Source organism: Klebsiella sp. RHBSTW-00215, from assembly GCF_014103785.1.
Taxonomy (GTDB): Bacteria; Pseudomonadota; Gammaproteobacteria; order Enterobacterales; family Enterobacteriaceae; genus Klebsiella.
Genome location: NZ_JABXQS010000001.1, coordinates 57,604 through 72,165 on the forward strand (window position 1 = coordinate 57,604; position 14,562 = coordinate 72,165).

Here is a 14,562-nt window from a genome sequence, read left to right on the forward strand (position 1 = left end):
TCAGTCCAATTAGTGCCACCACGTCATGCCCTGAAGCGTTATCGCCGCAATGACGATATAGCGTAATGCTTTGCCAAGGCATAAGAAAAAGAGTACTGGTCCCCAGGAAATGCGCATCCATCCCGCCAGTAAACACAGCAAATCACCTATAACAGGCGCCCAACTTAATAATAGCGTGACCGCGCCATAACGGCTTAACCAGCCGGACGCCTTCTCCTGCCAGCGCGATGTTTTGCGTAGCGGAAACAGGCGCCCCAGAATAACGTTAGTTACCCCTCCAAGGCTATTACCGATTATTGCTATTAAAACCAGTAACCACGGTTTGCTAACTCCCGCCAGCAGCATGGCAACCAATACCACTTCCGAGTTGCCTGGGAGCAGCGTTGCGCTCAAAAAGCTACTGGCAAACAGCGATATCAGCGACAGCGCGTCGCTCACAGCAATCGCACGTCGACGGCATCCATTCCGGCGCGCTTCGCCGCCTGCAGACCAAAGTCCGCATCTTCGAAGACCACGCATTTATCTGCCGCAACGCCCATGAGATCCGCACACAGTAAGAAGGTGTCGGGTGCGGGTTTATGGTTTACAACATGATCGGCGGCAACAACCGCAGAGAAGTAGTGACGAAGGCCCAGATGAGCCAGCAGCGCTTCAGCAACGGCGCTCTCGCTGCCAGTACCGACTGACATTGGGCGACGACCGTGCCACTCCTTAACCACCTCAATCAACGGCAAAGGACGGACGCTATCCAGAAGCATCGCTTTTACGGCGTCCGTTTTTTCTTGTGCCAGATGATGAGGGTCTAAATCCGCGTGATTTAATTCGATAACGGCCTGAGCAATACGCCAGGTTGGAGAACCGTTAAGCGCAACCATGGCCTGCATATCGAAACGCATACCATAACGTCCCAGAACCTCGTTCCATGCCTTACGATGCGTCGGCTCGGTATCGAGGATCGTGCCATCCATGTCAAAAATCAGTCCTGCGTAACGTTCGTACATCGTGTTCTCACCAGCCGGTTCAGGAGAGGTTACTGTATCGCAAAAGGCTGGTTTTGTCGCTGCTAGCGGTAGATGCAACAAAGGCACCCGATGGCGCCTTTATCTATGCGGGTGCAGTTTAATGGGTTTATTTGATTCTTAAATCATTCTCAACCACACGAACCCCCTGCACTTTGCGCGTCACTTCTACCGCGCGTTTAGCACTATCGGCGGATGAGACAAAGCCGCTCAGTTGTACACGACCTTTAAAGGTCTGCACGCTAATTTCTGAGGATTTGATCTCTTTATCATTGAATAACGCGGATTTCACTTTGGTTGTGACGACGGTATCGTCAATGTATCCACCGGTACTTTCTTTGGTGGACGATCCGGCACAGCCCGCAAGCGTGGCGGCTACCAGAAGCGTCGCGCAAAACGCAGATGTCGCTTTGAACCATTTCATGAATTTCTCTCCTTGCACTTATATCACCCAAAATCAGGCTGGTATACAGGGATAAATTATAGTGGAAAGAGCGACTTGCCAATGAAAAAAGTGCTGAAGAAGATTGTGAATTATTGCGCTGGAGATGACTTGAGGAGAGTGTTGCTGCTATCTCGGAGAATATGGTGCATCCGGGAGGATTCGAACCTCCGACCGCTCGGTTCGTAGCCGAGTACTCTATCCAGCTGAGCTACGGATGCATTGGGAATGGCGTTTACTTCTAAGATTTAGTATCACATTAAAGTGAAATACTAAGGCAAGATGGTGCATCCGGGAGGATTACTCGGCTGCGCCTCGCCCTTCGGGCCGTTGCTAAAGCAACGTTATCCTCCCTGGTGCTGGCGACTATCTCGCAGACCGTGCAACAACGATATCGCTGTTACTAAGAAGAATATGGTGCATCCGGGAGGATTCGAACCTCCGACCGCTCGGTTCGTAGCCGAGTACTCTATCCAGCTGAGCTACGGATGCATCGGGAAACTTGCTTTACTGCCGATGTTGATACGGCCACTAAGCCATATCAAGTAAGAGATGGTGCATCCGGGAGGATTCGAACCTCCGACCGCTCGGTTCGTAGCCGAGTACTCTATCCAGCTGAGCTACGGATGCATCGGGAAACTTACTTTACTGCAGATTTTGATACCGTTGCTAAAACCGTATCAAGTAAAAGATGGTGCATCCGGGAGGATTACTCGGCTGCGCCTCACCCTTCGGGCCGTTGCTAAAGCAACGTTATCCTCCCTGGTGCTGGCGATAATTTCGCAGACCATGCAACAACAATATTGTTGTTACTAGGGAGAATATGGTGCATCCGGGAGGATTCGAACCTCCGACCGCTCGGTTCGTAGCCGAGTACTCTATCCAGCTGAGCTACGGATGCAAAATGGCGGTGAGGCGGGGATTCGAACCCCGGATGCAGCTTTTGACCGCATACTCCCTTAGCAGGGGAGCGCCTTCAGCCTCTCGGCCACCTCACCACACGCCTCTTTCGAGTGCTTCGAAGAACTTGTTTCTGCTCTTCGTCGCTGCGATGGCGCACATATTACTTTCTGGTACTTATAAGTCAAACCTTTTTTCGAGACCTTTTTTTCGTTTGCACACTTCCCGCGCAATTAGCCTGTGAAAACGGCAAAAAGAGTATTTTATCAACAAGAAATTGGCTATTACGTCGTTGTGAAAGCGAAAGATAACTGTAGCGGATGATGGGCAATAGACAAAAAGAGAGGTCACAAGAGAAGAAAAGTGAGGAAAAAAGCGGGTAGAGGGATGCGCCTCACAAAAAGCGAGGCGCGAAAACCTTAGTAACTGGACTGCTGGGATTTTTCAGCCTGGATACGCTGGTAGATCTCTTCACGATGCACGGAGACTTCTTTAGGGGCGTTTACGCCAATACGTACCTGGTTACCCTTAACCCCTAAAACTGTCACAGTGACCTCATCTCCAATCATGAGGGTCTCACCAACTCGACGAGTCAGAATCAGCATTCTTTGCTCCTTGAAAGATTAAAAGAGTCGGGTCTCTCGTATCCCGGCATTATCCATCATATAACGCCAAAAAGTAAGCGATGACAAACACCCTACGGTGTAAGCAGTCACGGCATCACATTCTGTTAAACCTAAGTTTAGCCGATATACACAACTTCAACCCGACTTTATCGTTATCAGTGCTTCTCGCGCAAGATGCTATAATCCGAGAATGACAGCATCTATGCGTTTATAGTTATTACAGTTTTGCGCTCACCCAGCCTTTCACACTGGCCAACGCAGCAGGGAGGGCAGACGCATCGGTACCGCCAGCTTGCGCCATATCCGGACGACCGCCCCCTTTACCGCCCACCTGCTGGGCGACCATACCAACCAGCTCCCCTGCTTTCACGCGGTCTGTCACATCCTTAGACACACCTGCAATCAGAGAAACCTTACCTTCTGCGACCGTGGCTAATACGACAACCGTTGAACCCAGTTGGTTCTTCAGATCATCAACCATGGTACGCAGCATTTTCGGCTCAACGCCAGCCAGCTCGCTGACCAGCAGCTTAACGCCGTTAATCTCTTCCGCTTTACTGGAGAGGTTTGCACTCTCCTGTGCCGCAGCCTGCTCTTTCAGCTGCTGCAGCTCTTTTTCCAGTTGGCGACTACGTTCTAATGCAGCACGCACTTTATCGCCGAGGCTGTGAGTATCACTCTTCAGCAGTTGTGCGATCTCACCGAGCTGATCGCTTTGCGCATGCAGCCACGTAATGGCACCTTCGCCGGTAACCGCTTCAATACGACGCACGCCTGCGGCGGTGCCGGATTCAGACGTAATACGGAACAGACCAATGTCACCAGTACGTGAGGCGTGAGTGCCGCCGCACAGTTCAGTGGAGAAATCACCCATGCTCAGTACACGAACGCGATCGTCATACTTCTCGCCAAACAGCGCCATCGCGCCAGATTCACGAGCCGCATCAATGTCCATGATATTGGTTTCAACAGGCAAGTTGCGACGAATTTGCGCATTCACCAGATCTTCTACCGCACGGATCTCTTCCGGCTTCATCGCTTCAAAATGCGAGAAGTCAAAGCGCAATGCTTTGTCATTAACCAGAGAACCCTTCTGCGCCACGTGCGTACCGAGAACCTGACGCAGCGCCGCATGCATCAAGTGCGTGGCGGAGTGATTCAGACGAATACGCTGACGGCGAGCCTGGTCAACATCAGCCTGAACCGCGTCACCCACTTTCAGAGAACCGCTGGTCAGTTTACCGATGTGGCCGATGGCCTGACCATATTTCTGCGCATCGTTCACAAGGAAGGAGAAGCCTGCGCCTTTCAGTTCGCCTTTATCACCCACCTGACCGCCGGATTCAGCATAAAACGGCGTTTGATCCAGAATAACAACCGCTTCCTGACCCGCAGCCACCGCATCGACTGCTTTACCGTCGATAAACAATGCAGTGACTTTGCCATTCAGCTCCAGGCTATCATAGCCTTTAAACTCAGATGCGCCCTCGACGCGAATCATCGCATTGTAGTCCGCGCCAAAACCGCTGGATTCACGCGCACGGCGGCGTTGCTCTTCCATTGCGGCTTCAAAGCCCGCTTCGTCAACTTTAATGTCGCGCTCGCGGCAGACATCCGCGGTCAGGTCGACCGGGAAGCCGTAAGTATCGTACAGACGGAAGGCTGTTTCGCCATCCAGCGTGTCACCTTTCAGCTTAGCCAGCTCTTCGTCCAGCAGCGCCAGGCCGCGCTCCAGAGTACGGGCAAACTGCTCTTCTTCAGTTTTCAGAATCTGCTCTACCTGAGCCTGCTGCTGTTTTAACTCTTCACCGGCTGAACCCATCACTTCAATCAGCGGGGCAACCAGTTTCCAGAAGAAAGAGTCCTTCGCGCCCAGCATGTTGCCATGACGAATTGCACGACGAATGATACGGCGCAGTACATAGCCACGGTTTTCATTCGATGGAATAACGCCATCAGCAATCAGGAATGCACAAGAGCGAATATGGTCAGCAATAACGCGCAGGGACTTGTTAGAGAGATCGGTCGCACCAGTTACGTTAGCCACGTTCTTAATCAGCTCGCGGAACAGGTCAATATCGTAGTTGGAGTTCACGTGTTGCAGAACGGCCGCGATACGCTCCAGGCCCATACCGGTATCAACGGACGGCTTCGGCAGCGGTTCCATGGTCCCGTCGGCCTGACGGTTGAACTGCATAAAGACGATGTTCCAGATCTCGATATAACGATCGCCGTCTTCTTCAGGGGTTCCCGGAGGACCGCCCCAGATGTGATCGCCATGGTCGAAAAAGATTTCGGTGCACGGACCGCACGGACCGGTATCGCCCATCTGCCAGAAGTTATCGGAAGCAAAAGCTGCGCCTTTGTTGTCGCCGATACGGATGATACGCTCGCGCGGAACACCGACTTCATTCGCCCAGATGTCGAATGCTTCGTCATCAGTTTCGTAGATGGTCACCCACAGTTTTTCTTTCGGCAGCGCAAACCAGTTTTCACCAGTCAGCAGTTCCCATGCGTATTTGATGGCGTCCTGCTTGAAATAATCGCCGAAGCTGAAGTTACCCAGCATTTCAAAGAAGGTGTGGTGACGCGCGGTGTAACCGACGTTTTCCAGATCGTTGTGTTTACCACCCGCACGAACGCAACGCTGCGCGGTAGTTGCGCGCGAATAATTACGTTTGTCGAGACCAAGGAAAACATCCTTGAACTGGTTCATCCCGGCGTTGGTAAACAGCAGGGTCGGGTCGTTATGCGGCACCAGGGAGCTGCTCGCAACTACCTGATGTCCCTTACTATGGAAAAAGTCGAGAAACGCCTGACGGATCTCAGCGGTGCTCTTGCTCATAATTATCCTGAAATCAAGCTAACGAAATGTCGCTGGCAGCCACTACTCAGTATCGACCGGCAGGCTACTCACGAAAATAAAGTGGGAATAAGATAAGTTTTCTTTACGGGGAAGTAAAATCCCCGATGGGTCAATCTGCAAAATTTCGCCAGATTTCCTGGATATCTTCCATTAGATAGCCGCGATAGAGCAAAAAGCGCTGTATTTTCACCTTTTCTGAAAATGCAGTGGGTAAGGGTTCGCCATATTTTCGTTGCGCCTGCTCCCTTGCAAGCAGCGCCCAGTCGATTTCGCACTCACGCATAGAGGACTCTATCGCTTCACGGGAAATCCCCTTCTGCTTTAGTTCCTGACGAACGCGCGCCGGACCGTATCCCTTCCGACTGCGGCTGGCAATAAACTGGCGAACAAAGCGATCGTCGTCCAGATAGCGGTTATCAATGCACCACTCGACGACTTTATCGACCTCTTCCGGCGTCACATCGAGCGCTTCCGGGCCGTTTTTACTCATTACGGGAGCAGCAAGTTTGCGGCGCAGTTCCTGTTCGCTGTGATCGCGCATTGCCAGAATACGGATGGCGCGATCCAGCAGGCGTGCATAGCCGGAACGGCGGGATGAAGTTTCAGTCACGGGCAACCTCGCTAATCAAAAAGCAAAAGGGCCGCATAAGCGGCCCCTTGTTAGACTTTCTGACGATATCAGAAATCTTGTTCAGTTTCTTCTGCGCTGTTTCCGTCAACGGCGAAGTCCGGAGTGGAATCCTGATTGCTCAGCAGCAGTTCACGAACTTTCTTCTCGATCTCTTTGGCAGCAGCCGGGTTCTCTTTCAGCCAGGAGATTGCGTTCGCTTTACCCTGACCAATCTTGTCACCATTGTAGCTGTACCAGGCACCAGCTTTCTCAATCAGCTTCTCTTTCACACCGAGGTCAACGAGTTCACCGAAGAAGTTAATACCTTCACCGTAGAGGATCTGGAACTCAGCCTGCTTGAACGGCGCGGCGATTTTGTTTTTCACCACTTTAACGCGGGTTTCGCTACCGATGACGTTATCGCCATCTTTCACCGCACCGATGCGACGGATATCCAGACGAACAGAGGCGTAGAATTTCAGTGCGTTACCGCCGGTAGTCGTTTCCGGGTTACCAAACATCACGCCAATTTTCATACGAATCTGGTTGATGAAGATAAGCAGGGTATTGGACTGCTTCAGGTTACCAGCGAGCTTACGCATCGCCTGGCTCATCATACGTGCCGCGAGGCCCATATGAGAATCGCCGATTTCGCCTTCGATTTCCGCTTTCGGCGTCAAGGCCGCAACGGAGTCGACAACGATAACGTCTACTGCGCCAGAACGCGCCAACGCGTCACAGATTTCCAGAGCCTGTTCGCCGGTATCCGGCTGAGAGCACAGCAGGTTGTCAATATCAACACCCAGTTTGCGAGCATAAACAGGGTCCAGCGCGTGTTCTGCATCGATAAACGCACAGGTTTTACCTTCACGCTGAGCGGCAGCGATAACCTGCAGCGTCAACGTGGTTTTACCGGAAGATTCTGGCCCGTAGATCTCGACGATACGGCCCATAGGCAGACCGCCAGCGCCCAGGGCGACATCCAGTGAAAGCGAGCCGGTGGAGATAGTTTCCACATCCATGGAACGGTCTTCACCCAGGCGCATGATGGAGCCTTTGCCGAATTGTTTTTCGATCTGGCCCAGTGCTGCCGCCAACGCTTTCTGTTTGTTTTCGTCGATAGCCATTATTACTCCTCTCATGCCGGGTGTAACCGGGTAGTGAATTCTGTTCTGTTGAGGCAATTATACTGTATAGTCATACAGTATCAAGTGTTTTGTAGAAATTGTTGCCAGAGGAGTTTTAAGGCATACGCCGTCGCCTGACGACGTACCGATTCCCGGTCTCCAGCAAAGCATTCGCGCTGAGTCACGCCTTGCCCATTGGCGCTGGCCACGCCAAACCATACGGTTCCAACCGGCTTTTCCGCGCTGCCGCCATCCGGCCCGGCAACGCCGCTGACCGAAATGGCATAATCAGCTCGCGCCGCGCGAAGAGCGCCAATCGCCATCTCCACCACCACCGGTTCACTCACCGCGCCATGATCAAGCAGAGTCACCTCGCTGACACCAATCATCTGCGATTTCGCTTCGTTGCTGTAGGTGACGAAACCGCGCTCAAACCATGCCGAGCTGCCCGCGATATCGGTAAGCGTTTTGGCGACCCAACCGCCAGTACAGGATTCCGCCGTGGTTACCGTCGCGCCGCGCGTTTTCAGCGCCAACCCCACCTGTTCGCTCAGCTGCATTAATTCCGAATCTGTCATTCGTCGCCCCACGTAAGCCGTATAAAGAGGTCATCAAAGATAGCACTTTCAGCAGAGATATGGGGATGAGGTGGCGAATTTACGAGGAGGCTTCCGAAAAACATTGTCCGCGCCGGCGCAGCATTTTCGGATAGCTGCCAGGTGCCACCAGTGCCACAATTCACCGTACATAAGGAAGAGTTAAATTAGAGGTTACCAGGAATGGCTAAAGCACCGCTTACCCCAGAGCAGAATTTGAAAAAAATCAGACAAATGCGACTTTGTTTATTTATTTGCGGCGTATTTACGCTACTCACCGTACTGCTGAATATTTTCACCCGCCCATTTAATCCACTGTATGAAGGCGTACAGATCTTGTTGGGCGTGGGCTGCGTGGTCTATGGATTCACGTTGACTAAAAAAATCAATCAGATACAAGAAGAACAATAAAGTTAAATAGCCGGCCCATCGCGGGCCGGATTCATTTATTTCATACTGGCAGCAATCAGCTCTACGTTGTGACGCAGCATTTTCACGTAGCTGTCCGCTACGCCACCCGGAGCGGAAAGCGCCTCAGGATAGAGTTCACCGCCCGGCTGCGCACCCGTTGCGCTGGCAATCTGTTTAACCAATCTGGGGTCAAGCTGGTTTTCCATAAACCAGGTATGCACATCGTCAGCTTTAATTTGTTTAATTAATGCCGCCACCTGCGCCGCGCTGGCTTCACTTTCCGAAGACAATCCTTGCGGCGCAAGGAACGTCACGCCATAGGCGCGGCCAAAGTAGCCGAATGCATCGTGGCTGGTTAACACCTTACGCCTGGCCTGTGGGATAGTGCTGAACTGATCTTTCGCCCAGCTATCCATCTCGTTGAGCTGGCTGATATAGCGCTTACCCGAGGCCTCCAGCGCCAATTTATCTTCCGGGTCTGCTTTTACCAGACCGTTAAGGATATTTTGCGCATACAGCGCACCGTTTGCAGCGCTGTTCCACGCGTGCGGGTCGGTAACCGTCTGACCATCTTCATTAAGGGTATGGGTTTTTACGCCATTAGACGCCACGACCAGCTCACCTTTAAAGCCAGATGCTTTAATCAGCCTGTCCAGCCAACCCTCCAGCCCCAGGCCGTTCACCACCACGACATCGGCTTTGCTAAGCAGCGCGCTATCTTTCGGTGACGGTTCAAAGGTATGTGGGTCGCCGTCAGGCCCCACAAGGGTATCCACGTGCACATATTCACCGCCAACCTGCTGCACCATGTCGCCTAAAACAGAAAAACTACTCACCACGTTCAGCGTTTTTGCCATCACCCCTTGCGACGCCAGACCCAACGCCAGCATGAGCAAGATCCCGGTACGTTTCATCATTTTCCTCACCCCATTAATTTACGCCAGCCGACAACCAACCGACTGCGCGTGCCAAAAAACACCGAAACAAAAAAGATGCCGCTGGCGGTCAAGACGATAGCCGGACCGGCTGGTAGATTCGCCGCCCAGGAGAGGCTCAGCCCCATCCACGCGCAGACGGCACCAATAAGCGCGGCCAACAGCAGAATGCCCGGCAGCGTCCGCGCCCAGCAGCGAGCGGCTACCGCAGGCAGCATCATGACGCCCACCGCCATCAGCGTGCCAAGCACCTGAAATCCAGCGACCAAATTAAGCACCAGTAGCGCGAGAAACAGGCCGTGCAGCAGAGCAGGCAATCTTCGCGAGTTCACCTGTAGCCAGACGCTGTCGAAGGCTTCGCTGACCAGGCCGCGATAAAAAAGAGCAATAAAGATCAGCGTCAGGCTGGCGACGCCCGAAACGAACAGCGCCGAATCGCTGTCTACCGCCAGAATCGAACCAAACAGCAGATGCAGCAGGTCGACGTTAGAACCGCGCAGCGATACCAGCGTGACGCCCAGCGCCAGGGAACCGAGGTAGAATCCGGCGAAACTGGCGTCCTCTTTTAAGGGCGTACGGCGGCTGACCCACCCCGCCACCAGCGCGACCGCAATCCCGGCAATAAATCCACCAACGGTCATCGCCAACAGCGACATACCGTTAAGCAAGTAACCCGCAGCCACGCCGGGTAAAATAGCGTGTGACAGCGCATCGCCCATCAGGCTCATACGCCGCAGGAGCAAGAAAACGCCGAGTATGGTGGTGCTGAGGGAGAGCGCCAGACACACCACCAGCGCGCGACGCATAAAGCCAAATTCGATAAAGGGTTGAAAGAAGGTGTGCCAGATCATGCCAGCCTCGCGGAGTTAAATGCAGACAGCACACCGGGAGTTTCGCCCCAGCGGGCATGCTGCGACGTCAGCAACAGCGTTTCCGGGAAATGCTCGGCGACCCGCTGGTTATCGTGCAGCACCGCCAGAATCGTCTGCCCCTGCTGATGCATTTCCAGGATCAGCGTCATCAGATCGCGACTTGTGGCTTCATCAATGCCGGTAAACGGCTCATCGAGCATCACCAGCGGCGCGCGCTGTATCATCACCCTGGCGAACAACATCCGCTGAAACTGGCCGCCGGAGAGCTCCTCAATCGGCGTTTTCGCCATCGCTAATAGCCCCACCCGCTCCAGCGCCGTGCTAATACGCTGACGAATTTCTCCCCGTAACCCGCGCAGCAACGACACGCGCGGCCAGGTGCCCTGGCTGACGACGTCCTGCACGGTGAGGGGAAACTGCGACTCCAGAGAGTGGCGCTGAGCCAGCCAACCGATAATCGGTCGTCCGTCACGCCAGTTCAGACGGCCGCTCACCGGTGGAATAAACCCGGCCAGCGTCTTTAGCAGCGTCGATTTACCGCAACCGTTCAGGCCGACGATAGCCGTCATGCTGCCCGCCGAAATCCTGCCGTTCAGCGACGGCGTTATTGCCAGGCCCTCATAGCCTGCCACCAGATGATCAAGTTCAATCATGGCAGCGACACAGCCCACCAGGTCGCCAGCCACAGCACGGCCAGCAAGGAACAGGCGATAATCAGCCTCGTTGCGCCGGAAGCCATCAATATGGAAGTCAATTCTCACACCCCAATAAAACGTTATAACATAACAATATTGAAAGATGTGCAAAATGTAAATTGGTGTCAACGAAAGGAAATGCTGCAAAATGTAACAGGCTCCTCCCCGAATGGAGAGGAGCACAGAGGGCGAGATTACTGCATACGAGCTTGAGAAACCGCCAGCCCCAACTGCCAGACGGCCATCGCGTAATGGGTGCTGTGGTTGTAGCGAGTAATAGTGTAGAAGTTCGGCAGACCGTACCAGTACTGATATCCCGTGCCCACATCCAGACGCAGCAGGCTCGCCTGCTGATGGTTACCCAGCGACTGAGTCGGGGTTAATCCCGCTGCCGTCAGCTGCGAAACGCTGTATTTGGTTTTGAAGCCGTTCGCCAGCCCCGGCGCCTGGCCCATCGCCTGCACGGCTACCTGATCGCCGCTCACCCAGCCGTGCTGCTTAAAGTAGTTAGCCACGCTGCCGATAGCATCAACTGGATCCCACAGGTTGATATGCCCGTCGCCGTTGAAATCCACCGCGTACTGGCGATAGGAGGATGGCATAAATTGGCCGTAGCCCATCGCTCCGGCAAACGACCCTTTCAGGTCCAGCGGATCATCTTTTTCACTGCGTGCCATCAGCAGGAAGGTTTCCAGCTCGCCGGAGAAGTACTCCGCACGACGCGGATAGTTAAACGAAAGAGTTGCCAGCGCATCAAGGATGCGGGTTTTGCCCATCACCCGGCCCCAGCGAGTTTCCACGCCAATAATCCCGACGATAATTTCCGGCGGCACGCCGTAAACCTGATACGCACGGTTGAGCGCGTCCTGATACTGGTTCCAGAACACCACGCCGTTCTGCACGTTATCCGGAGTAATAAACTGTTTTTTGTAACGCAGCCAGGCGCCGTTCGGCCCTGACGGCGGCAGCCCGGTCGGAGCCTGACGGTCCATCAGGCGCAGAACGTAATCCAGACGTTTAGCCTGCGAGAGAATTTCGTGCAGCTGCTGACGGTCAAATCCATGCTTGCTCACCATTTTGTCGATGAACTGTTCCGCCGCCGGGTTGTTGGCGAAATCACCGCCCATCTGCATCACATTGTGCTGCGGCTCCAGCAGAAAACCGCCGGTACTGCCCGCCATTTCCGTTTCCGCAGGGGTTTGAGGTTTGCTGCTACAGGCAGCGAAAAGAGCACACAGCGGGAGTAAAACCAGATAGCGACGCTTCAACATGGGACATCCATTTAACAAATCGGCAAGAGGTAATTATGGTAAAGCATGCGCCCGCTCACAAGGAAGCGGCAGCGACTGAAATTCTTTTTATTGCCATTTTTACCTCATCTCTCGTCACATTCTTTTCTCTTCCCCAGCCACAACCTTTCAAAATAAAATATTTATCTTTCATTTTGCGATCAAACTAACACTTTTAAATCTTTCAAAGTGATTAAAATTAGCCGCCAGTTAGCAAGAAAAATAACACGCTGAAGGAGAGAACAATGATTGAAGTCATTACCCACGGTGCCGAATGGTTTATCGGCCTGTTTCAGAAGGGAGGTGAGGTGTTTACCGGTATGGTCACCGGGATCCTGCCTTTGCTGATCAGTCTGCTGGTGATCATGAACGCCTTGATCAACTTTATTGGTCAGCAGCGGATCGAAAAGCTGGCGCAACGCTGCGCCGGTAATCCGATCTCCCGCTACCTGCTGCTGCCCTGCATCGGTACCTTCGTTTTCTGTAACCCCATGACCCTGAGTCTCGGACGCTTTATGCCCGAGAAATACAAACCCAGCTACTACGCGGCGGCCTCCTACAGCTGCCATTCGATGAACGGTCTGTTTCCCCATATCAACCCCGGCGAGCTGTTCGTCTATCTCGGGATCGCCAACGGGCTGACCACTCTCGGCCTGCCGTTAGGGCCGCTGGCGGTGAGCTATCTGCTGGTGGGCCTGGTGACGAACTTCTTCCGTGGCTGGGTGACCGACCTGACCACGTCGATTTTTGAGAAGAAAATGGCCATCCAACTTGAGCAGAAAGTCCATCTGTCAGGAGCAACATCATGACGCGTATTCGTATTGAAAAAGGCACCGGTGGCTGGGGCGGCCCGCTCGAACTGGACGTAGTTGCCGGTAAAAAGATTGTCTATATCACCGCAGGCACCCGTCCGGCGATCGTCGATAAAATCGCGAGCCTCACCGGCTGGCAGGCGGTCGATGGCTTCAAAGAGGGCGAACCGCCGGAAGCGGAAATCGGCGTGGCGATTATCGACTGCGGCGGCACCCTGCGCTGCGGCATCTACCCAAAGCGTCGTATACCGACCATTAATATCCACGCTACCGGCAAATCCGGGCCGCTGGCGCAGTACATCGTCGAGGATATTTACGTTTCCGGAGTTAAAAGCGAGAACATTCACGTCTTAACAGATAACGACTCCCCTGCTCCGCAGGACACGCCAGCTCAACCGGCGGTCCGCGACTATGACACCAGCAAGAAGATAACCGAGCAGAGCGACGGCCTGCTGGCGAAGGTCGGCATGGGCATGGGTTCCGTGGTAGCAGTGCTGTTCCAGGCCGGTCGCGACACCATCGACACGGTGCTGAAAACCATCCTGCCGTTTATGGCCTTCGTCTCAGCGCTGATCGGCATCATCATGGCCTCCGGCGTCGGCGACTGGATTGCCCACGGTCTGGCACCGCTCGCCAGCCATCCTCTGGGCCTCGTCACCCTGGCGCTGATCTGCTCCTTCCCGCTGCTGTCGCCGTTCCTCGGCCCAGGCGCGGTCATCGCCCAGGTTATCGGCGTACTGATTGGCGTGCAGATTGGCCTTGGCAATATTCCGCCTCACCTCGCCCTGCCCGCACTGTTTGCCATTAACGCCCAGGCCGCCTGCGACTTTATCCCGGTTGGTCTGTCGCTGGCGGAAGCGCGACAGGACACCGTGCGCGTCGGCGTCCCGTCGGTGCTGGTGAGCCGCTTCCTGACCGGCGCCCCAACGGTGCTGATCGCCTGGTTCGTTTCCGGGTTTATTTACCAATAAGAGGTTCCTGAAGATGACCGTGATTTACCAGACCACCATTACGCGTATCGGCGCCAGTGCGACGATGGCGCTGGAAGACCAGATGCTGATCACCTTTCGCGAAGGAGCCCCAGCCGATATCGAAGAGTATTGCTTTATTCACAACCACGGCGAGCTATCCGGCTCGCTGGTTCCGGGCGCGGAGCTTCAGCTTGGCGAACAGCGCTATCCGGTGACCGCCGTCGGCGACGTTGCCGAGCAGAATCTGCGCGAGCTTGGCCATATCACGCTGCGTTTCGATGGTCACCGCGAAGCGGAATTCCCCGGAACCGTCCACGTGGCGGGCCCGGTGCCGGAAGAGATCGCCACCGGCTGCGTACTGAAATTTGTTGCTTAAGTTGTAAGGAGAAAA

Annotated in this window: 16 protein-coding genes and 5 tRNA genes; 4 read left to right on the top strand and 17 right to left on the bottom strand. The window is 54.1% G+C overall.

Annotation, left to right across the window (positions count from 1 at the left end):
• Positions 1-9 precede the first annotated feature (9 nt).
• The 13 genes from HV127_RS00290 to pncC form a co-directional block, all read right to left on the bottom strand.
• Positions 10-438, bottom strand: coding sequence for a YqaA family protein (locus tag HV127_RS00290; RefSeq protein ID WP_110277027.1), 429 nt, complete (start codon positions 436-438; stop codon positions 10-12).
• Positions 435-1,001: a fructose-1-phosphate/6-phosphogluconate phosphatase gene (yqaB, locus tag HV127_RS00295; protein WP_112216426.1), complete on the bottom strand. Its 567-nt coding sequence runs from the start codon at positions 999-1,001 to the stop codon at positions 435-437. The genes HV127_RS00290 and yqaB overlap by 4 nt, the downstream gene beginning before the upstream one ends.
• A gap of 127 nt (positions 1,002-1,128) precedes the next feature.
• A complete protein-coding gene (locus HV127_RS00300; RefSeq protein ID WP_181485204.1) occupies positions 1,129-1,443 on the bottom strand; it encodes a BON domain-containing protein in 315 nt (104 codons plus the stop codon).
• A 162-nt stretch (positions 1,444-1,605) separates the two neighbouring features.
• A tRNA-Arg gene (locus HV127_RS00305) sits at positions 1,606-1,682 on the bottom strand.
• Positions 1,683-1,876: 194 nt separating this feature from the next.
• Positions 1,877-1,953, bottom strand: a tRNA-Arg gene (locus tag HV127_RS00310).
• Between the two features lie 61 nt (positions 1,954-2,014).
• A tRNA-Arg gene (locus HV127_RS00315) sits at positions 2,015-2,091 on the bottom strand.
• A gap of 194 nt (positions 2,092-2,285) precedes the next feature.
• A tRNA-Arg gene (locus tag HV127_RS00320) sits at positions 2,286-2,362 on the bottom strand.
• Between the two features lie 4 nt (positions 2,363-2,366).
• Positions 2,367-2,459, bottom strand: a tRNA-Ser gene (locus HV127_RS00325).
• A 321-nt stretch (positions 2,460-2,780) separates the two neighbouring features.
• Positions 2,781-2,966 (bottom strand): carbon storage regulator CsrA, encoded by a 186-nt coding sequence (csrA, locus tag HV127_RS00330; RefSeq protein WP_000906486.1) that lies wholly within the window; start codon positions 2,964-2,966, stop codon positions 2,781-2,783.
• Positions 2,967-3,204: 238 nt separating this feature from the next.
• Positions 3,205-5,832 carry an alanine--tRNA ligase gene (gene alaS / locus HV127_RS00335; protein WP_182234343.1) on the bottom strand — a complete coding sequence of 876 codons (2,628 nt, stop codon included), beginning with the start codon at positions 5,830-5,832 and terminating at the stop codon, positions 3,205-3,207.
• A gap of 130 nt (positions 5,833-5,962) precedes the next feature.
• A complete protein-coding gene (recX, locus tag HV127_RS00340) occupies positions 5,963-6,463 on the bottom strand; it encodes a recombination regulator RecX (protein WP_142512511.1) in 501 nt (166 codons plus the stop codon).
• A 68-nt stretch (positions 6,464-6,531) separates the two neighbouring features.
• Positions 6,532-7,590 (bottom strand): recombinase RecA, encoded by a 1,059-nt coding sequence (gene recA / locus HV127_RS00345; protein WP_110277022.1) that lies wholly within the window; start codon positions 7,588-7,590, stop codon positions 6,532-6,534.
• 80 nt (positions 7,591-7,670) lie between these two features.
• Positions 7,671-8,168 carry a nicotinamide-nucleotide amidase gene (pncC, locus tag HV127_RS00350; protein ID WP_182234345.1) on the bottom strand — a complete coding sequence of 166 codons (498 nt, stop codon included), beginning with the start codon at positions 8,166-8,168 and terminating at the stop codon, positions 7,671-7,673.
• Between the two features lie 201 nt (positions 8,169-8,369).
• Here pncC and HV127_RS00355 point away from each other — a divergent pair, with 201 nt between their 5' ends.
• Positions 8,370-8,597, top strand: coding sequence for a hypothetical protein (locus HV127_RS00355; protein WP_182234347.1), 228 nt, complete (start codon positions 8,370-8,372; stop codon positions 8,595-8,597).
• 35 nt (positions 8,598-8,632) lie between these two features.
• On the opposite strand, the gene HV127_RS00360 is transcribed toward HV127_RS00355, so the two are convergent.
• The 4 genes from HV127_RS00360 to mltB all read right to left on the bottom strand — a co-directional run bounded on the left by HV127_RS00360 (position 8,633) and on the right by mltB (position 12,370).
• Positions 8,633-9,511, bottom strand: coding sequence for a metal ABC transporter substrate-binding protein (locus HV127_RS00360; protein ID WP_182240507.1), 879 nt, complete (start codon positions 9,509-9,511; stop codon positions 8,633-8,635).
• Between the two features lie 8 nt (positions 9,512-9,519).
• Complete coding sequence (locus HV127_RS00365) at positions 9,520-10,383, bottom strand: metal ABC transporter permease (RefSeq protein ID WP_182234349.1); 864 nt, start codon at positions 10,381-10,383, stop codon at positions 9,520-9,522.
• Positions 10,380-11,090, bottom strand: coding sequence for an ATP-binding cassette domain-containing protein (locus HV127_RS00370; protein WP_182240509.1), 711 nt, complete (start codon positions 11,088-11,090; stop codon positions 10,380-10,382). The genes HV127_RS00365 and HV127_RS00370 overlap by 4 nt, the downstream gene beginning before the upstream one ends.
• A gap of 203 nt (positions 11,091-11,293) precedes the next feature.
• Complete coding sequence (mltB, locus tag HV127_RS00375; RefSeq protein ID WP_182234351.1) at positions 11,294-12,370, bottom strand: lytic murein transglycosylase B; 1,077 nt, start codon at positions 12,368-12,370, stop codon at positions 11,294-11,296.
• Positions 12,371-12,633: 263 nt separating this feature from the next.
• On the opposite strand from mltB, the gene srlA reads away from it, so the two are divergent.
• Genes srlA through srlB form a run of 3 tightly spaced genes read left to right on the top strand, consistent with a single transcriptional unit; the run spans position 12,634 to position 14,547 of the window.
• Positions 12,634-13,197 (top strand): PTS glucitol/sorbitol transporter subunit IIC, encoded by a 564-nt coding sequence (gene srlA, locus HV127_RS00380; RefSeq protein ID WP_110277014.1) that lies wholly within the window; start codon positions 12,634-12,636, stop codon positions 13,195-13,197.
• Positions 13,194-14,171 carry a PTS glucitol/sorbitol transporter subunit IIB gene (locus HV127_RS00385; protein WP_112213764.1) on the top strand — a complete coding sequence of 326 codons (978 nt, stop codon included), beginning with the start codon at positions 13,194-13,196 and terminating at the stop codon, positions 14,169-14,171. Before srlA ends, HV127_RS00385 begins: the two co-directional genes overlap by 4 nt.
• Positions 14,172-14,184: 13 nt before the next feature.
• Positions 14,185-14,547, top strand: a complete 363-nt coding sequence (srlB, locus tag HV127_RS00390; RefSeq protein WP_182234353.1) for a PTS glucitol/sorbitol transporter subunit IIA — start codon at positions 14,185-14,187, stop codon at positions 14,545-14,547.
• Positions 14,548-14,562 lie beyond the last annotated feature (15 nt).